Here is a 19,435-nt window from a genome sequence, read left to right as displayed (position 1 = left end):
GTACCTTTGTCGCAGACAATTGGAAGATTTTTCAATTTAAAACGACAAACAAGATGAAAACTATTATTCATACGGCAGAAAGCAGAGGCCATTTCAATCATGGATGGCTGGATACCTATCATACTTTCAGTTTCGCCAATTATTATGATCCGGCACGTATTCATTTCGGAACCCTGCGTGTACTCAATGATGATCTTATTGCTGCAGGAGAAGGCTTTGACCTGCATCCCCATGACAATATGGAAATCATTACCATCCCGCTCTATGGCGATTTGGAACATAAAGACAGCATGGGAAATCATGGTATTATCCATTCGGGAGAAATACAGGTGATGAGTGCAGGGACAGGTGTTTTTCACAGTGAGTTCAACAGTAACCACGATAAAGAGACACAATTGCTCCAAATTTGGGTATTCCCCAATAAAAAGAATGTCACGCCCCGTTATGATCAGATTTCATTATCTGAAATGGCTAAACCTAATGAGCTGTATCAAATTCTTTCTCCTTATCCAGATGACCCGGGAGTCTGGATTCATCAACAGGCCTGGTTTCATTTGGGAGACCTTGCCAGTGGATGGACAGGAATATATTCTTTGAAAGGACAAGGGAGCGGAGTTTATCTTTTTGTGATCGAAGGCTCTGTTATCATAGCAGGTGAGCCATTACAACGAAGGGATGGCATTGGCATCAGTGAAACAAATAGTGTAGAGATCACAGCCACAAGTCAAACAAAACTGTTGATAATGGAAATTCCCATGTAATCAGGCTGTCAGGAGTCTTTTGACTTCAGTACTATATATATGAACAACAATCAGTAAACTAATAAACAACAATCTTATGAAAGCAATCAAACAATTTTTCGCAACTGATCAGAAATCATGGTCATTACTTTTAGTTCGCCTCGCGTTAGGCATCGTCATTTTACCTCATGGAATGCAAAAAGCATTGGGAATGTTTGGGGGATATGGATTCAGTGGGACAGTCGGATTCTTTGAATCAATGGGCATACCACTTATTTTAGCCGTATTGGTTATTCTGGCTGAATTTGCAGGCAGCATTGGCATCCTACTTGGACTTGCCACCCGGTTTATGGCTGCTTCCTTATTTATTTCCATGACAGGTGCCATGTTTTTGGGAGGACATATCCACAATGGATTTTTTATGAACTGGTTTGGAATGCAAAAAGGTGAAGGCATCGAATATTTTATCCTGGTGCTCGGAATGGCTCTTGCATTGGTGGTAGGCGGTAGCGGAAGATATGCTGTTGACAACTGTATCTCCAAAAAGCTGAAATAAATCCGGAAATCACTATTGTCCCATTAAAATTGGGGCGAAATTAAAAATCAAATAAACTTGGCTCATTAAGCCTAAAACGATCTTTGTCATTTTGAAATTTAGTTTTCTCGAAGAGGTCCCGAAGATGAGTTTTATCGGTTAAAGATATACTCAGGATCTGCAAAATCTCATATGTACTTCTGTCAAGTTGCATGTCCTTTTGGATTATTGCCACCAGACAGTAAGTACATATAGCCACGTAGATTTGAATCCGAACTGCGTTTTCAGTTGTACCCCAAAATTTCTTTATTTTCAGATGTTGTTTCAACCATTTGAAGAACAGCTCGACTTGCCAGCGGTTCTTGTAAAGTTCGGCAACTTGAAGTGCCGAAATATGCACTGCATTGGTTAAGAAGACAAACTCACGTTCTTGTTCTTGATCCCAATATCTGACCAAACGAAGAGTTCTTGGATAGTATTGACTTGGATAAAATCCCGTCAATTCAATCATCACATCTGAAAGCACATTCTCAGGTAACCTGCGTCTCCATTTGATGGATTTGTATTGCAGGTTCTTCTTGGCTCTAACAACAAAGAAAGCTTCTATCTGATGAATCTTATACAGCATTTTGAAGCTGTTGTAGGCTCTGTCAAATATATAATAAGATCCTGGTTCATAAGGAATTTCTTTCATCGCTTTAGAGTCGTGTACCGACGCCTCGGTAATATGAAAGAAAGCCGGAACCTGTGTTTCTACATCATACAATGTATGTACTTTGATCCCACCTTTTTTCTTACGGAACTTCGCCCACCAGAATACGGAAAGGCACAAGTCAATCGTTGTTGAATCGAAAGCGTAGACATTACCACCAAGTTGGAAGATATCAGAAACTCGTTTCTCTCTGGCTTGTGTTATCAGGTAGTAAGCATACTCTTCAAAAATGTGATAATCTCTGTCTTGATTGGCTCTTGCCAGAGATGATTTTGAAACATTTTTGCCAAAACCCAAATGATAAGATTTGGAGTGATGAGCATCAAGTGCGACAATCAAATCTCTCAGACTTTCTCGGTTGGACAGTTGTCCGAACATCAGAGCAAGTAATTGATTCCAGCATTTAAAATGCGTTACATTTTTGTCACCATCGAACTTGTGAACAATGTAGTTGAACTTATTCCGATCCAAGAAAGAGGCTAACTGAGCGAAAACGTATTTTTCCTTATGCATTTGCAAATCTGTTTAAGTATTGCAAAAGTGCAAACTGAAATCCGTTTAATCGAAAAAACCCAGTAATGAACTAAATTTCAAATATTTCAAATGTTTCAAAGAGCTTCCTTAGATTTTAATGGGACAGCAATGAAATTATTACTATAATTGACTTTGTAATATATCGCTATTTACTAGTTTGACAACAACTTATTTACATTGTTCTTTATTGATACTTCTTAAAAATTGAGCTTGCGGTATGCCCTCCGAAACCAAAAGTATTATTAAGCACGTAATTGACCGGCTCATATCGAGAATGATGTAGAACCAAGTCGATACCTTCCGGAATTTCCTTGTCCGGATGAAGCGTATTGATTGTTGCCGGCATAATATTATCACGGACTGATAGTATTGAGATAATACTTTCTATTGCTCCAGCCGCACCAAGTAGATGCCCTGTCATTGATTTTGTCCCGGTAACCTTAATTATATTGTTATCAAAAACTCTTTTTATACCTTTCAATTCACTAATATCCCCCATAGAAGTTGATGTTGCATGTGCATTTACATAATCGATTTGAGATGCGTTAATTCCGGCTTCCTTTAAAGCTTTGTTCATACTTAACATTGCACCTAAACCGTCTGGATGAGTTCCGGTAAGATGATAAGCATCGGCAGCCATACCTCCACCAACCATTTCAGCATAAATAGTTGCATTACGGGCCAGGGCGTGTTCTAACTCTTCGAGTACCAACGCACCGGCACCTTCTCCAATAACAAAACCTTCACGGGTTTCATCAAAAGGGCGGGAAGCCCCCTGTGGATCATCGTTTCGTTTCGACAAGGCCTGTGAAGCATTAAATCCTCCTACCGAAGATTCGGTGATAGCTGCTTCGGAGCCTCCGCAAATTACGACAGAAGCTTTACCTAACCGGATAGTATCAAAAGCATTGATGATGGCTGTGTTTGAAGATGCACAAGCCGAAACAGTTGCGTAGTTTGGACCAAGCAATCCGTTACGAATGGAAATAACCCCTGCTGCAATATCAACAATCATTTTAGGAATCAAAAAAGGACTGAAGCGTGGTGTTCCATCTCCTGTATGATACTCTTTCAATTCTTTTTCGAACGTTCCAATACCACCATTCCCCGAAGCCCAAATTACTCCAATTTCAGATCGCTCTGCTTCACTCATTATTTTCAGGTTCAATCCTGAATCCTGAATAGCCTGATCCGATGCTGCGATAGCATATTGTGTAAAAAGATCGTACGAACGGAGTTCTTTTCTATCCAAAAATTCTTCGGGGTGAAAGTCTTTCACTTCACATCCAAACTGTGTTTTAAATTTTGAGGTATCAAATTTTGTAAGCGGAGCAGCTCCACTTTTACCTTCTACAATGCTTTCCCAAAATTCATTGATGTTATTTCCTATAGGGGTAATTGCCCCAAGACCTGTTATTACTACTCGTTTCATTTTTAAATAATATTTAAAATATACCAATCGGTATATTTTTGGGTAAAAAAAATTACAGTTGATTTATGTAATCACGCAATGATTCCATAATTAAACGGATATGGTTGTTATTATCCGTGAGTTTATTTATCATGATTGAACCTTCGATCAGAGCTAATATCGTAATGGCAACTTGTTCTGTATTTAAGTCCGATGAAAATTCACCAGCTTGAATACCTGCATTCAATATTTCAACAAAATCATTTTTCCAATTCAACAGTGCTTTTTTCGCAAACTCTTTAAGTACAGGATGTGTGTCATCAGACTCGATGGCTGTATTAAGTATTGGACACCCACCAATAGGTAACTTTGACCCGGAAGAATCACATAATACTTTCGTGTAAATTAAAAGTTTCCCTCTGTAGCTTTTTTCTTTTGCCTTTTCAGACATAAAAAGCTGGCTCATCAGTTGTAAATTATACTTAAACGCCTCTATTGCTACATCATCTTTATTCTTGAAATTGCCATAAATACTTCCTTTCGTCAAACCGGTTACTTCAGTCAAATCATTGAGAGAAGTACCTGCATAGCCCTTTGTATTGAAAATTGATGCTGTCTTTTCAATAATATACTCTTTTGTTTTATAGGCTTTTGACATGATTTGATATTAATTTGGATGCAAAGATAATAAAAACATACCGATTGGTATGTTTTTGTGAGATATATTTTTATTTACTTTCATACAACGACCTTCTACAAAACATTTTTCAGGCATCCTGTAACGTTTGGTGCTTAATTCGACTCGTTTACCATCGATTGCTATTCGTAAATAGATTGGGACTAACCCCCCAGTTGTTATTTTTGCTCTCTTTGTGTAAAAGAGAATTAAAAGTTTTGAATTCATTTTAGCACCTTTTGAATAGACGTTCGCAAATAATTGATTTTATGAACGTTTTATTATTTGTTGAGTATAACTTTGCATAAAGCAAGGATCTACTAATTTATAATTTTATGATAAAAAAAGATGTTGATTGCATATAAGTTTTGGTTAAGTAGTAATGTTTAACTTAGATTTGACCATTAAATTGGTGCAATATTGCTTATAGTTCGTATATAGAGGGGATGATCATAGTCCCTTGTGCTAAGGCATAGTTGATAAATATCATCACCTTGTTTACAAAAAAATATCATAAGGTCGTTTACATCTAATGGTGAAAACTGTATCATAAGCTCGTTTACAAGACAAGGGGCAATAAATATTTTATACGAATTCGAACGGTTAGGAATAAAGCCACCTTCAATAGCAACTATAAACAGGATCTTGAAGCGTCACAACCTGATTGAAGAGTCCAAAGTCAAGCGCCTGAAAAATACGGAATATCCCAATTATTTTCTCAATGTCCAACAAATGGATCTGATCGGGCCGAGATACCTTAAAGGTGGTTTTCGGTTCTATTTTTACAATGTCATCGATATTGAGAATCACTTTGCAGGGGTCCATCCCATATCGGATAAATCGGCAGAAAGCATCGTCCCATGCTGGGTTGATTATTGGCGTGCTTATCAAATGCCTGATTTTCTCCAAATGGACAACGAACTCTCTTTCAGAGGCAGTAATCGTCATCCACGGAGACTTGGCTTGTTGATGCGGGTGACTCTTTCCAATGGTGTGAGTCCAATTTTCATACCGCCTGCTGAACCTTGGCGTAATGGTATTATTGAGAAGTTTAATAACAATGTCCAAAAGTATTTTTATGATACACAGAGATTTACTTCTTTCAATGACTTAAAAGAAAGGGCAAAAGAGTTTTCTGCTTTTCATAATGAAAATCATCGCTACTCTTCACAAGGCAACTGCACACCCAATCAAATGGTCAAAGGAATTTTACAAAAAAGCACCTTGAATAAGGAAATGGATTGGACACAAAAAATCTTTATTGAAAACAGGCGGTTAATTTTCATCCGTTTTATACGCAGTGACTTGAAGTTACATCTTCTCAATGAGACGTTTGTACTTAAACCAGCTCTTAAATACTGTTATGTTGTAGCTGAAGTGGTCATAGAGAAATATCTACTGGTGGTGAGCCAAAATAACACGGTACATCATATTTTCCGCTTTGCTATGTCTTTGCCTTAAATGTCAATGACCTTCTGATATTTTCCTTGCCTTAGCGGGTGAAATCCCTTAAGGGATTTGTAAACAATGTTTTGATATAGGTACCCCTCCTTAGAATGTAAACGAGGTGGTGATATGTAACAAATAGTGACAAGTTAAAAAATACAGATAGATAAATTAAATCATAGATTATCAGTAAGACCCACTCAAAAAGGTTATTTGTCACCCTTTAATCAAGTAAATATCATTTATTATATAAATATATCTGTTTAATAATCTGACACATTGCTGTCCCATAAATATTTTAAATTTAGTTAGTTATATTTGTTTTTTGAGCGCGACGATTTCAATTTTTAATTTTGCAGTCTAATAAATAGGCTGCAATGAATAAAGAGAAATATGTGTTTGCCCAACTGATATCATTTCTGAATGAAAATAAGTTTCGTCGTATCGTTGATAAGTACCAAGGTAATCGATACATTAAGCATTTTAAATGCTGGAATCAATTACTTGCTCTGATGTTCGGACAACTGTCCAACCGAGAAAGTCTGAGAGATTTAATTGTCGCACTTGATGCTCATCACTCCAAATCTTACCATTGGGGTTTTGGCAAAAATGTTTCAAAATCATCTCTGGCAAGAGCCAATCAAGACAGAGATTATCACATTTTTGAAGAGTATGCTTGCTACCTGATAAACGACGAGAGAGAGAAACGAGTTTCTGACATTTTCAAACTTGGTGGTAATGTCTACGCTTTCGATTCAACAACGATTGACTTATGTCTTTCAGCCTTCTGGTGGGCAAAGTTTCGGGCGGAATCAAAGTGCATACATTGTATGATGTAGAAACACAGATACCAGCATTTTTCCATATCACTGAAGCGTCAGTACATGACTCAAAGGCAATGAAAGAAATTCCGTATGAATCAGGATCATATTATATATTTGACAGAGCCTACAACAGCTTCAAAATGCTGTATAAGATTCATCAGATAGAAGCTTTCTTTGTTGTTAGAGCCAAGAAGAACCTGCAATACAAATCCATCAAATGGAGACGCAGATTACCGAAAAATGTGCTTTCAGATGTGATGATTGAATTGACGGGATTTTATCCAAGTCAATACTATCCGGGAACTCTTTGTTTGGTCAGATACTGGGATGAAGAACAAGAACGTGAGTTCGTTTTCTTAACCAATGCGATGCATATTTCAGCTCTTCATGTTGCCGAACTTTACAAGAATCGCTGGCAAGTTGAGTTGTTTTTCAAGTGGTTGAAGCAACATCTGAAAATAAAGAAATTCTGGAGTACTACTGAGAACGCAGTTCGGATTCAAATCTACGTGGCTATATGTACTTACTGTCTGGTTGCAATTGTCCAAAAAGACATACAACTTGATAGAAGTACCTATGAGGTCTTGCAGATCCTGAGTATATCTTTAACTGATAAAACTCATCTTCGGGACCTCTTCGAGAAAACTAAATTTCAAAATGACAAAGATCGTTGTAGGCTTAATGAGCCAAGTTTGTTTGATTGTAATACGTTCCAAGTTTAATGGGACACTAATGGCCATAATAGTGAATTTTAATCCATATGTTTAACTTTGTACGCTCTGTTCAATATTGAACGATACAAATATAGCTTTTATTTGCGATTTACACAAATACACTTGAGATAATCTCACTTTTTCTTTAAATAAACACAAAACAGATTGACCTATAATTACTTAATTTTGGAGCCTATGGATATTTTACAAAAAATCAATTCTATACGAACTCAAAAAGGAATATCTCAGGAAATTATTGCAGAAGCGATAAATAGAGATATTTCTGCGGTAAGTAATATTCTGTCTGGGAAAAGAGAATTAAGGGTCAGCGAGCTTGCGAAAATTGCAAATGTTTTCAACATGTCAATTATTGATTTGTTTTTGTGGGAAGACCCTCAAGAAAAAGAACAAGTGAATTACGTATCAGAAGAATCGAGTATTTATATTAAAAAAGAAAATGATAGAATATTGCGTAATTATATCAAACTATTAGAAGAAAAGGTTGATGCCTTAGAAAAGGAACTTTCACAATGTAAATAGCTGAAATTTTTGCAGTATTCAGTCTGAATAGTCAATCTGACGCGTAGTTATACAAACAAAAGCCTTATGCCAATTTCTCATAAGGCTTTTGTTTTATACTTGCAAGCAACCCTGACAAATCATTGTTCCACCATTTCTTTAACCATAGCTAACGCTTCTATAGACGCCCTCGTTATATTTCGATCTCGAATATTACCAAACTGAAACACGCGGCTCATAACCTGATTTGCTGTCGCTACAGCAATCCACACCGTGCCTACCAGTTTTTCAGGAGTTCCTCCTGTAGGGCCTGCAATGCCGGAAGTAGCTACTGCAACATCCGTTTGCAGTAACTGTCTGACACCGGATGCCATTCGTTCAACGACTTGCCGGCTTACAGCTCCATATTCATTAATATCCTTTGAGCTTACGTTTAACACCTTGCATTTTACATCATTATCATAAGCCACAACACCTCCCTTGAAATACTCAGAACAACCCGGCTGTGAAGTAATTAAATGAGCAATATTACCACCGGTACAACTTTCGGCCACGGAAAGAGAAATTTTCTTTTGTTTCAGCAGGCGGTCAATAACCTCGGCAGGGGTTGTATCTTCCAAAGCCAACAGAGTATTACCTAATAAAGGCACAACCTTTTCTACCGCTTCGTCCAGTGTACGAGTCAATAAAGCCTCATCAGGCAGGCTTGCCGTCAATCGCAATCGCACCAATCCAACCTGAGGCAGATAAGCCAGCTTGACAAAAGAAGGCAATGCACTCTCCCACTCTTCCAATTGAATAGCTAACGAAGATTCACCAATGCCATGCACCAAGATATGCCGATGCTGAATAGAAGGCACATTAAAACGTTGCTTGAGTCTGGGTAAGATTTCATCACTCATCACCTGCTTCATCTCAACAGGTACGCCGGGCATCGATACCACTACCTTGCCTTCTTTTTCGAACCAGGTGATAGGAGCAGTTCCCACTTTGTTATGAATAACGGTAGCGTCAGCCGGCACAAGCGCCTGGTCGCGATTCAAAGTATTCATCATATCCTTCCTGCCTTCAAAGAATCTCTCAATATCGGCATAAACCGAAGCATCAAAAACCAAGGATGTATTAAAAAACTCTGCCAGAGTTTTCAGTGTTATATCATCGTTGGTTGGGCCAAGACCACCGGTAATCAATACAATATTGCTTTTAGCCATAAGGCGCGCCAGCGTCTCTTTTATTACAATGGCTTCGTCACCTATGGAAGTAATACCCTGGATGTGAAATCCTTCTTTGGTAAGCATAGCTCCCATCCATGCCGAATTGGTATCGACGACCTGCCCAATGAGCAACTCATCGCCTATTGTCATTATCTCTACGTTCATGCTATCTCCTTTGTTTATTATATCTGCAAAGGTACAGTATTTGCCATAAATCGGGCAAAAAAACCGGATTATTCTGAGAAACGATAGCCGATTCCCGATTCGGTGATGACGTAGGAAGGAGAAGATGGGTCATCTTCGATTTTTTTACGCAATTGAGCGACAAATACACGTAAATATTGCGTTTGCTCCAAGTAACTGTAGCCCCATATTTCTTTTAATATAAAACTATGGGTAAGCACTTTACCTGCATTTTTCGCCATAAGCGACAAAAGGGAAAATTCTGTAGAAGTAAGGTGTAAAAACTCACCGTTTTTCCTTACGGTATGATGAATCAAATCAACCTCGATTTTACCAACAACAATAACCTGTTGGTTAGCATTATTTTGAGAAGAAAGCCTGAGTGAAGATCTGACTCGTGCAGAAAGTTCTCCCGTGCGAAAAGGCTTTGTAAGATAATCGTTTGCCCCGTTATCCAGCGCGCGGATAATTTCTTCTTCCGAACTACGCACGGAAAGAATGATAACAGGAGACGTATACCATTCCCTCAATTTCTGTAAAACGATCTGGCCATCTTCGTCAGGAAGACCCAGATCCAAAAGAATCAATTTAGGGTTATGGCTGGCGGCAAAATACAATCCATCTTTCCCTGTTGCCGCCTCTATTGTGTTATAACCATTGGCTTTCAATGTAATTTCAAGCAATCGTCTTATCGCAATTTCATCATCAATGACAAGTATGGTATCTTCCATCTGAATACATAAAAAAGAAAACAAGTAATTTTATTCTTCTGTCAGGTTATATTTTTCCGTCGGAATCTTGATGGTGATTAATGCTCCTCCCCGCGCTCTGTTCTCAAAAAGAACGGTTCCCTGATGAGCATCCACAAAACCTTTTACAATAGATAGTCCCAGTCCGACACCGCCTGAAATACGGCTATCCGCACGATAAAATTTATTACAAAGATAAGGAATAGATTCAGGTGGAAATCCTGTTCCTCTATCCATAACCTGCAACACCAAATTGGGCTGATCATAATACATCTTGACACGTATTGTCGTATGAGGATTGGCATGTTGCGTAGCATTATACACCAGATTGTGCAACACCTGTTCCATCAGTCCGAAATCAAATCTTACCAGAGGCATATCTGCAGGAATCACTACTTCAACATTAAACGGAGCCAAATCGTCATGTAAATTTGCAAGTACTTTATTTACCAAATCATGCACATCATGCCAATCCATAAAGGGTTTAATGGTATCTGATTCCAAACGGGACATGTTAAGAAGATTTTCAATCAGCCTGTCTAATCTTTCGGCGGCATCAAAAATATTTTTTGCAAGCTGGTGCTGCAACGAAGGCTCTACGTCACTACGCAGCAAAGTTTCCGACGAACCCATTAAGGTAGAGACCGGAGTGCGCAATTCGTGTGAAATGGAATTAAACAACGTTTTATACAATTTCTCCGATTCATGAATCACAGAAGCGCGATGTGTTACTTCATTCAATAATTCACGTTCCAAAGCATTGGTAAACTGAACGCATAAGGTATCCCAGAATAAATCCATCTCACCGCTGAATTTTGTCCGGGATTTTATCAATAACACTCCCGTATTGAGTCTCCTTCCATTTAAAGGATAAAATGTAAAATCAGTTGCCGGAAGCGTGGTGGTAAACTTACCGGCACGTTGTGCATGTTTATAAACCCAGGCAGCAATGCTTTTTTCCGATGGCCTCAAGATCAAATTTTGAGAAACAGGATAACTGGTAGATTGTAACGTATTATCATCCTCGCGTAACAACACTGCGCTATCGATCTGAAAATACTTACGAATAAAAGAAGTTCCCTGTTCGATCACCTCCCATATCCCGGAAGCCGACGAAAGCACTTTTGATAATTCATACAATGCTCCTGCACGTTGTTCCCGGTCTTTCGCTAAACGTTGCTGGCTTTTAAGACGCGCTGTTAACACTCCATTAATGATAGATACAGAAAAGAATGTGCCCATCATCATCACATCCTCAGGTTTAGCAATATAAAACGTAAGAGGAGGATTGATAAAAAAGTAATCCCATAGCAATGCACTTAAAGTCGCGGCCAGAAGGATAGGCCCCATACTGTAAAAAAGAGCAACCAATGAAACGGCAAACAACAAGATGTAAGAAACAACATGATATTCAAGAAGCCCTTTGAAAAAGTAGCAAATCATGACCACGAACAGAATAAACAAGGAACTGATCAGATAGTTTTTGGGACCGGAACGAAAAGCGCCCGGATTTATCCATCTCTTTTTCACCGGATTCGATGCATTTTGGGCGCCCACTACATAAATATCGATATCTCCGCTGTCGTGGATTAATTTACTGACAAGGCTCCTTTTGAAATAAGAAACAAAATCCTCGTGTTGTGATTTTCCCACAATAATATGCGTAATATTCTCGCGCTGGGCGACCTCCAAGATAGCCTTCGGCAGATCTTCTCCCGACGTTGAGAAATAATGCGCGCCCATTTGTTTGGCAAGAGCTATATTTTTATTGAGTTGTTCCTGATCTGATTCCGATAATGGCTTGGCCTTTTGAACATACACTGCGGTTATCGTAGCATCCATCGTGTACGAAAGGCTTTTAGCCCATCGGATCAGCCATGCAGAATTAGGACTTGGACCAATAGCAACCATCAGTCTGATCCCTGACTTCCAAGGTCCCGGAATACGCCGGTTCTGCATATATTGCCGTAATTGCTTATCCACCCTGTCAGCGACAAGACGCAATGACATTTCACGCAAGGCCGTTATGTTCCCTTTCCTGAAAAAATTGCGAACAGCTTCCTGTGATCGATCCGGCGTGTATACTTTTCCTTCGGCAAAACGTTGCAGAAGTTCGTCAGCAGTAATATCGACCAATTCGATCTCATCCGTAGCTTCCAAAACTTCATCCGGCACAGTCTCCCGGACAGGTACTCCGGTTATTTGAGTGACCGTATCTGTACGGCTTTCGATATGTTGTACATTCAGCGTGGTATAAACGTTGATTCCATTATGCAATAACTCCTGCACATCCTGATAGCGTTTTGCATGGCGGCTTCCGGGAGCATTGGTATGCGCCAGTTCATCGATTAAAACCACCTCCGGTTTTCTGGCAATGATAGCGTCTATATCGACTTCTTTAAATTCCGTCTCCTTATATTCAATAATATAAGGAGGTATTACTTCCAAGCCTTCTACCAGTTTCTCGGTTTCGGCGCGCTTATGGGTTTCCACATATCCAACGACAATATCAACCTGCTTTTTCTTCTCCAAATGAGCAGACTGCAACATGGTATAAGTTTTCCCTACGCCGGCACACATGCCAAAAAAGATTTTCAGCTTTCCCTGGTTATTTTTCTCTTCCTGCTGTTTGATGGAAGCCAGCAGTTCGTCAGGATCAGGACGTTTTTCGTCGTACGTATTCATTGTAGATTATTTATTCCAACAAAATAAAACATCAAACGCCAGCACAAATATACTATCTCTTATTTCAATAAATCAAGGTCACGATTAAGTTCCAGCACATTAACCCGAGCTTCTCCCAACATATCAAAGGTAGGGCGTTCAATATGGTTTGCAATAAGCTTTTGAACCTGCTGTCGCTGTGCCGGGGAATAATTACGGGCATCGCAAACACGATCCATCTGTAAATAGGCGCTTTCAGGAGAAATATCAGGATCGAGCCCGCTCCCTGATGCTGTCAACATTTCAACAGGAACAAAGGCATTTGCAGGCAAGTGATTACCCGCAATAAACGTCTGCCGGCGTTTTTGAATCAATATTTTCAACGAATCGCTGGTCGGGCCAAGATTGGATGCCCCCGAAGGCACCGCATCATAATTGCAAGCTGAAGGACGAGACCAGAAATAACGCGGATTATTAAAAAGTTGACCTATCCGCTCAGAACCTCCCGGCATGCCGTTTGTCGTAATAATACTTCCATTTGCCTGATATGGAAAAACCACCTGAGAAATACCCGTGATGGCCAGCGGATAGATCACTCCCAAAAGGAACATAAAGGCCAGCAACATCTTAATAGCTGTAAATAATGGTTTCTTCATTGTGTCTATTTTTATGACTCTAAAAAACGAGTTGTGATCAAACTAAATTATCTGTTTTATTTTCCCCACGACGATCTGTAAGTGGCATATGCTTCATTATTCTTTTTGAGGATAAGAAGTCCTTTCTCGATTGTGTAACTGTCAACTACATTCAGCATGTTGAGTAATGCATTTTCCAAACCTGTTGTATCGGGACAAGACATTCTGGTTACAACAATATCGCCAAACTTTAAAGCAGTCCCCGTCACTGCTACATCACCAATGAATTTATTGCAGCCTGTCGTTCCACTGATTGTCCCGTTAGCAAAAACTCTAAGCATAGGAACATTGTATGAATTCGGAGTTAACATCTTGTCTCCGTTGTTTGCTCTTACCGACACAAGGCTCCATTCCGAAGCGGTAAGATTTTGCTTGGGCGAGGTACAACAGACAAGCGTCAGTAACGTGAAACAGCTAATTAAAAATTTCGTCTTCATCTGCTAAGATTTTATCAGGTAACCAATAATAGCAACGACAACATCAACGCCATTCTTTTTCTTTATGCAATCACATAACAGAATCTCCATTCTGTTCTCTCTTTACTAATAGCTGCCATTCGAAGATTTCTATTTCTTATCTATACTATGCCAGATGCAATGCCTGCAATAATATATCAATCAATTTAATACCTATAAAAGGAACAATAAGGCCTCCTAATCCATAGACCAATAAGTTTTTGGTCAATATTTTATTAGATGACAAAGGACGGTATTTTACTCCTTTTAAGGCTAATGGAATCAACAGGATAATGATGATAGCGTTGAAGATAACCGCGCTCAGGATTGCGCTTTGAGGCGTGGCAAGATGCATGATATTGAGTACCGATAACACCCCGCGCCCGTTCGAGCCGGCATAGAGACCGGTTGCAATAGCCGGAATAATGGCAAAATATTTTGACACGTCGTTGGCTATGCTGAATGTAGTAAGCGCCCCGCGAGTCATCAGGAGCTGTTTACCTGTTTCCACCACTTCAATCAGTTTGGTCGGGTTGCTATCCAGATCAACCATGTTGCCAGCTTCACGTGCAGCTTGCGTCCCGCTGTTCATTGCTATGCCTATATCTGCCTGAGCCAAAGCGGGAGCATCGTTTGTGCCGTCGCCAATCATGCCGACCAGATGTCCCTGCGCTTGCTCGGAACGAATGCGGGCTAGTTTGTCTTCCGGCTTTGCTTCTGCCATAAAATCATCAACCCCTGCTTCAGCAGCAATTGCGGCAGCCGTCAACGGGTTATCGCCTGTGATCATCACCGTTTTTATCCCCATTGTGCGCAATTGGGCAAAGCGTTGCTGAATGCCTCCTTTGACAATATCTTTGAGATGAATGATTCCCAAAACACGGTCGTTTTCAGCCACCACCAGGGGTGTAGCTCCCTGGCTGGCCAGTTCATGAACTTTTTCATTGACATTGTGCGGGAAAAATCCGTTGTTGGTTTGAACAAACTTCCGTATTGCTTCCGATGCGCCTTTACGGATAGAATGGATTTTCCCGTCCGGCATTTTAATATCGACGCCGCTCATTCTCGACTGGGCGGTAAAAGGGATAAACGTTATATCGTTTTCATGTATCTTGCGCTCCCTCAATTGAAAACGTTCCTTGGCCAGAATCACAATAGAGCGTCCTTCAGGCGTCTCATCCGATAGAGAAGAGAGTTGGGCGGCATTAGCCAGTTCTTCCTTGGAAACAGAGTCGGCAGGAATAAAATCGGTAGCCATACGATTTCCCAGCGTGATGGTACCCGTTTTGTCAAGCATTAATACATCGACATCACCGGCTGCTTCAATGGCTTTACCGCTCATGGCAATAACATTTTTCTGCAACAACCTGTCCATCCCGCTTATGCCGATCGCACTTAACAGGCCACCGATGGTGGTTGGAATCAAACAGACCAAAAGGGCTATAAGCACCGTCAGACTCAATGATGACTGAATTCCTGCAGTCAGCGCGTAATAATGAAATAAAGGAGGTAAAGTCACAACGGCAACCAGGAAAATAACCGTCAATCCCAACAATAAATTATTTAGTGCAATCTCATTAGGAGTCTTTTTCCGTTTGGCGCCTTCCACCAAGGCAATCATTCGGTCTAAAAAAGTGTCACCAGGTTCGGAAGTCACTTTAATCACAATGCGGTCACTCAACACTTTTGTACCACCGGTAACAGCGCAACGGTCGCCGCCGCTTTCGCGGATTACCGGGGCAGACTCTCCAGTGATAGCTGATTCGTCAACACTCGAAATTCCTTCGATGACATCGCCATCAGCAGGAATGACATCCCCTGTTTCGCACACCACCAGATCGCCACGCGTCAACTCGGTAGCCCAGACCATTTGCTCGCTTCCGTTAACCAGACGGCGCGCTTTGGTCTGTGTACGGCTTTTTTTCAGCGTTTCGGCCTGCGCTTTGCCACGCCCTTCGGCTATAGCTTCCGAAAAGTTGGCAAACAATACTGTAAACCACAGCCACAAGGTAATTTGAAAATCGAAAGAAGAAAACTGACCCGCAAACAACTCTTTGATCACAATCCCTGAAGTCAAAACAGCTCCGAGGGCCACAATAAAAATGATCGGATTTTTAATCAACTGAACCGGATTCAACTTGAGGATTGCTCCTTTCAAGGCCGGCGCCATCAGTTTCAACGTAAACAGTTGTTGTTGCTTTTTATCTCGAACACTCATAGAAATTTACTATTAAAATCAAAACATAATTATTATCGCAGTGTCACCTGTTTTTTGAAAGCGCAGGCAACAAGCCCTAAAACGTAACTCCTCCATGCATTAGTAATTGTTCCAGTATCGGCCCCAGCGAAAGCGCAGGGAAAAAGGTCAGGCCGCCTACAATCAGGATAACAGCCAACAACAATACCAGGAACATCCAGTTATCCGTATGGAACGTACCGGATGAGACGGGTGTTATTTTTTTCCCGGCCATACTCCCTGCGATAGTCAGCATGGGGATAATGACGCTAAACCGTCCGATGAACATGCAGAGCGCCATCAACACATTATAATAAGGAGTATTGGTATTTAGCCCCGCAAAGGCGCTGCCGTTATTGCCCGAAGCGGAAGAAAATGCATACATGATTTCGGACAAGCCGTGCGGGCCTTTATTATTCAGGGCAGCAAGCCCGCTTTGAGTACTAACGGATAATGCGGTAAAAATCAAGATGCACACTGCCGGCGCCAGCACCGCGATGAGTGACATCCGCACTTCGAAGGATTCTATTTTCTTCCCCAGGTATTCAGGTGTACGACCAACCATCAATCCGGCAATAAAAACGGTGAGGATGATAAAAGCAATCATGCCATACATACCTGATCCGACGCCTCCGAAAACGACCTCCCCCAGCATGATGTTGAACATGGCAACCATTCCGGCAACAGGAGAAAGACTGTCCATCATGGCATTCACCGAGCCATTGGAAGTAGCCGAGGTTGTTGTCGACCAGATAACACTGTTCACAACACCAAACCTCACCTCCTTCCCTTCCATCGAGCCGGCCACATGCAATGCCGGATTATTCGCATACTCGGCATAGAGGGAAAAACCCAGCCCGACACACAACAGGATAAGCATGACCCCGAAAATGATCCAACCCTGCCTTCTCGAACCAATGTATAGTCCGTAGGTATAAGTCAAAGCCGCAGGAAGTAACAAGAGCGCTACCATTTCGAGAAAATTACTCAATGGCGTGGGGTTTTCAAACGGATGCGCACTATTGGCTCCAAAGAAGCCACCTCCATTGGTACCCAGTTGTTTGATGGCAATTTGTGATGCTGCAGGACCAAGCGGAATCACCTGTTTGGCGCCTTCCAGCGTGGTTACGTCAACATATCGCGAGAAAGTTTGCACCACTCCCTGGCTGACAAGCACAACAGCAAAAACAATGGATAACGGCAGTAAGATGTAAACAACAGCCCGTGTCAGGTCGACCCAAAAGTTACCGATATATTTCGTTACGCCACGGGTCAATCCTTTCATCAAAGCAATCAGCACGGCAAATCCGGTGGCAGCGCTGAGAAAGTTTTGCACGCCCAACCCCGCCATCTGGGTAAGATAACTCATGGTCGATTCACCGCTGTATGACTGCCAGTTGGTATTGGTTGTGAAACTCATGGCGGTATTCAATGCCAAATGCCATGAAGTGTTCCCAACTTTAGCAGGATTAAACGGTAACCATTTTTGGGTCATTTGCAGTGCAAACACTACAAGAAACCCAAAAAGATTAAACCATAACAAACTGATAAGGTATTGCTTCCAGTTCATCTCCTCTTCCGGGTCAAGGCCGCAAACACGATAAACCGCTTTCTCAAGCCAACCAAAAACAGGCGTTAGAAAGTGGCGTTCGCCACTAAACACCTTTTTCATGTATTTTCCCAGAATGGGAGTGAAAACAACAATGAATCCAAAAAACAGGATCAATTGAATAAATGCACTCATCTTTGTATTTCTAATGGATAATTATTTCTTTTTCCCGGCTACAAAAATAGACCGGTATCCATAAAGAAAATATAAAGATATCTGCGGATATATAAAGATTTTATCAGGAAGAAAGGTGAAGAAGCAGAAATCAATTTTATGGTTTGGAGCCATATGAATGCATCCTTTTGCCACTTTTGTTTACCCATGAGTAAAGTGCCTTTTCCTCACTTACGACTGCCTGAGAGACACTATGGAGTGTCTTTCCCCGCTTTTGTCCGTTCTTAAGACACTTTATTGAATAGACCCGACCTTATTCGAAACATTGGAGAAAAATTAAACAATGCCTCTATCTCCCCTGCCATGAGGCTATCGTTGCCAGTCGGTGGTTTTAATCCAGTCAACCGTCCTACGGACATTATGGAAAAGATTATCCGGAGAAAGGCCATGCCCGGTATTGAAAATCCAGTTGAAGTTGTTCCGTCCGAATGCCTTGTATTTTTCCAGTTCGGAGATTAAGATATTCGGATTGTCGATGGAAAAGATTCGGGGATCGAAGTTTCCCTGTAGTCCAATCCTGGGGTCAACCGTTCTGCGGGCTTCCTCCATAGAGTCCTGCCAATCGACGCTGATGTAGTCGGCAACATCGTAATGGATCTGTTTCAAGCCTGCTCCAAGTCCCTTTGGGAAAAAGATGACAGGGCAACCGGCATCCCGCACTGCCGACGTGATACGTTTTACATAGGGCAAAACCAATTCGACATACAACTCATAGGGAAGCAATCCGGCATGCGTTTCAAAAAGCTGGAATGCATCAATACCATGTTTAACCTGATTCACGGCATATTCGATGGAAAGCTCGGTGATCAGTTCCAGCAAATGGCTCGTTTGTTGCCTGTGGCTATAAATCAATTTGATGGCATCCGGGAAGAAATGGTTGGCGCTGCTTCCCTGCACCATATAACAGAGTGTGGTAAAAGGAGAACCGCAAAAACCGATCAAGGCACAATCTTCTGGCTTCTGCACCTTAATGAGGTCGATGGCCTTATAGATATGGGACAATTTTGAAGTATCTCCTTGCAACCTACTGATATAAGCGCTCTGATTCTTAATCGGAGCATCAAAGACAGGCCCTTTATCGGTAAAGTTCAGTTCCATCCCAAGCGCTTCGGGAATCACCAGAATATCGGAAAACAGGATAGCGGCATCAACGCCCAGATCCTGCACCGGAAGCAAGGTAACCTTAGCCGTAAGTTCGGGATTATGCATCAAATCGCGAAACGAATATTTCTCCCGCAACGAGAGGTAGGAGGGCAATACCCTTCCGGCCTGGCGCATAAACCAAACGGGAGGACGCTCGCAGCGTTCTCCCCGGATGGTTCTTATGAAAACAGAATTGCTCATAA

16 protein-coding genes and 1 pseudogene are annotated in these 19,435 nt (G+C 41.1%); 5 read left to right on the top strand and 12 right to left on the bottom strand.

The features are described 5' to 3' along the window. The first annotated feature begins 53 nt into the window (after positions 1 to 53). Both FHX64_RS01425 and FHX64_RS01420 read left to right on the top strand, forming a co-directional pair. Positions 54 to 761 carry a pirin family protein gene (locus tag FHX64_RS01425; RefSeq protein ID WP_183412074.1) on the top strand — a complete coding sequence of 236 codons (708 nt, stop codon included), beginning with the start codon at positions 54 to 56 and terminating at the stop codon, positions 759 to 761. Between the two features lie 76 nt (positions 762 to 837). Further along, a complete protein-coding gene (locus FHX64_RS01420) occupies positions 838 to 1,296 on the top strand; it encodes a DoxX family protein (protein ID WP_183412073.1) in 459 nt (152 codons plus the stop codon). 40 nt (positions 1,297 to 1,336) lie between these two features. On the opposite strand, the gene FHX64_RS01415 is transcribed toward FHX64_RS01420, so the two are convergent. The 4 genes from FHX64_RS01415 to FHX64_RS01400 all read right to left on the bottom strand — a co-directional run bounded on the left by FHX64_RS01415 (position 1,337) and on the right by FHX64_RS01400 (position 4,836). Beyond that, positions 1,337 to 2,500: an IS4 family transposase gene (locus FHX64_RS01415; RefSeq protein WP_183412072.1), complete on the bottom strand. Its 1,164-nt coding sequence runs from the start codon at positions 2,498 to 2,500 to the stop codon at positions 1,337 to 1,339. 205 nt (positions 2,501 to 2,705) lie between these two features. Further along, positions 2,706 to 3,953: a beta-ketoacyl-ACP synthase II gene (gene fabF / locus FHX64_RS01410; RefSeq protein WP_183412071.1), complete on the bottom strand. Its 1,248-nt coding sequence runs from the start codon at positions 3,951 to 3,953 to the stop codon at positions 2,706 to 2,708. Positions 3,954 to 4,005: 52 nt separating this feature from the next. Then, a complete protein-coding gene (locus FHX64_RS01405; RefSeq protein WP_183412070.1) occupies positions 4,006 to 4,590 on the bottom strand; it encodes a TetR/AcrR family transcriptional regulator in 585 nt (194 codons plus the stop codon). A 9-nt stretch (positions 4,591 to 4,599) separates the two neighbouring features. Next, positions 4,600 to 4,836: an Arm DNA-binding domain-containing protein gene (locus FHX64_RS01400; protein ID WP_183412069.1), complete on the bottom strand. Its 237-nt coding sequence runs from the start codon at positions 4,834 to 4,836 to the stop codon at positions 4,600 to 4,602. Between the two features lie 417 nt (positions 4,837 to 5,253). Here FHX64_RS01400 and FHX64_RS01395 point away from each other — a divergent pair, with 417 nt between their 5' ends. The 3 genes and pseudogenes from FHX64_RS01395 (at position 5,254) to FHX64_RS01385 (ending at position 8,131) form a co-directional block, all read left to right on the top strand. Further along, entirely contained in the window at positions 5,254 to 6,069 is an 816-nt protein-coding gene (locus FHX64_RS01395; protein ID WP_183412068.1) for an integrase core domain-containing protein, read from the top strand. Positions 6,070 to 6,431: 362 nt separating this feature from the next. Next, positions 6,432 to 7,600, top strand: a pseudogene (locus FHX64_RS01390) (IS4 family transposase). 186 nt (positions 7,601 to 7,786) lie between these two features. After that, on the top strand, positions 7,787 to 8,131 hold the full coding sequence (locus FHX64_RS01385) for a helix-turn-helix domain-containing protein (RefSeq protein WP_183412067.1): 345 nt from the start codon (positions 7,787 to 7,789) through the stop codon (positions 8,129 to 8,131). Positions 8,132 to 8,250: 119 nt separating this feature from the next. Here the strand turns inward: FHX64_RS01385 and FHX64_RS01380 are convergent, their stop codons facing one another. The 8 genes from FHX64_RS01380 to hemE form a co-directional block, all read right to left on the bottom strand. After that, entirely contained in the window at positions 8,251 to 9,489 is a 1,239-nt protein-coding gene (locus tag FHX64_RS01380; RefSeq protein ID WP_183412066.1) for a CinA family nicotinamide mononucleotide deamidase-related protein, read from the bottom strand. Positions 9,490 to 9,557: 68 nt separating this feature from the next. Then, positions 9,558 to 10,238 (bottom strand): response regulator, encoded by a 681-nt coding sequence (locus tag FHX64_RS01375; RefSeq protein ID WP_183412065.1) that lies wholly within the window; start codon positions 10,236 to 10,238, stop codon positions 9,558 to 9,560. Between the two features lie 30 nt (positions 10,239 to 10,268). Then, positions 10,269 to 12,941: a sensor histidine kinase gene (locus tag FHX64_RS01370; protein WP_183412064.1), complete on the bottom strand. Its 2,673-nt coding sequence runs from the start codon at positions 12,939 to 12,941 to the stop codon at positions 10,269 to 10,271. 59 nt (positions 12,942 to 13,000) lie between these two features. Then, entirely contained in the window at positions 13,001 to 13,576 is a 576-nt protein-coding gene (gene kdpC, locus FHX64_RS01365; protein WP_183412063.1) for a potassium-transporting ATPase subunit KdpC, read from the bottom strand. Positions 13,577 to 13,632: 56 nt separating this feature from the next. Further along, positions 13,633 to 14,052: an META domain-containing protein gene (locus FHX64_RS01360; protein WP_183412062.1), complete on the bottom strand. Its 420-nt coding sequence runs from the start codon at positions 14,050 to 14,052 to the stop codon at positions 13,633 to 13,635. Between the two features lie 145 nt (positions 14,053 to 14,197). Next, entirely contained in the window at positions 14,198 to 16,288 is a 2,091-nt protein-coding gene (gene kdpB, locus FHX64_RS01355) for a potassium-transporting ATPase subunit KdpB (RefSeq protein WP_183412061.1), read from the bottom strand. A gap of 76 nt (positions 16,289 to 16,364) precedes the next feature. Next, positions 16,365 to 18,050 carry a potassium-transporting ATPase subunit KdpA gene (gene kdpA / locus FHX64_RS01350; RefSeq protein WP_183412060.1) on the bottom strand — a complete coding sequence of 562 codons (1,686 nt, stop codon included), beginning with the start codon at positions 18,048 to 18,050 and terminating at the stop codon, positions 16,365 to 16,367. Between the two features lie 348 nt (positions 18,051 to 18,398). Then, complete coding sequence (gene hemE / locus FHX64_RS01345) at positions 18,399 to 19,433, bottom strand: uroporphyrinogen decarboxylase (RefSeq protein ID WP_183412059.1); 1,035 nt, start codon at positions 19,431 to 19,433, stop codon at positions 18,399 to 18,401. Between the last annotated feature and the right edge of the window lie 2 nt (positions 19,434 to 19,435).

The sequence above is a fragment of the Microbacter margulisiae genome (assembly GCF_014192515.1).
Lineage (GTDB): Bacteria > Bacteroidota > Bacteroidia > Bacteroidales > Paludibacteraceae > Microbacter > Microbacter margulisiae.
This window is presented reverse-complemented; position numbering and strand designations above follow the sequence as displayed.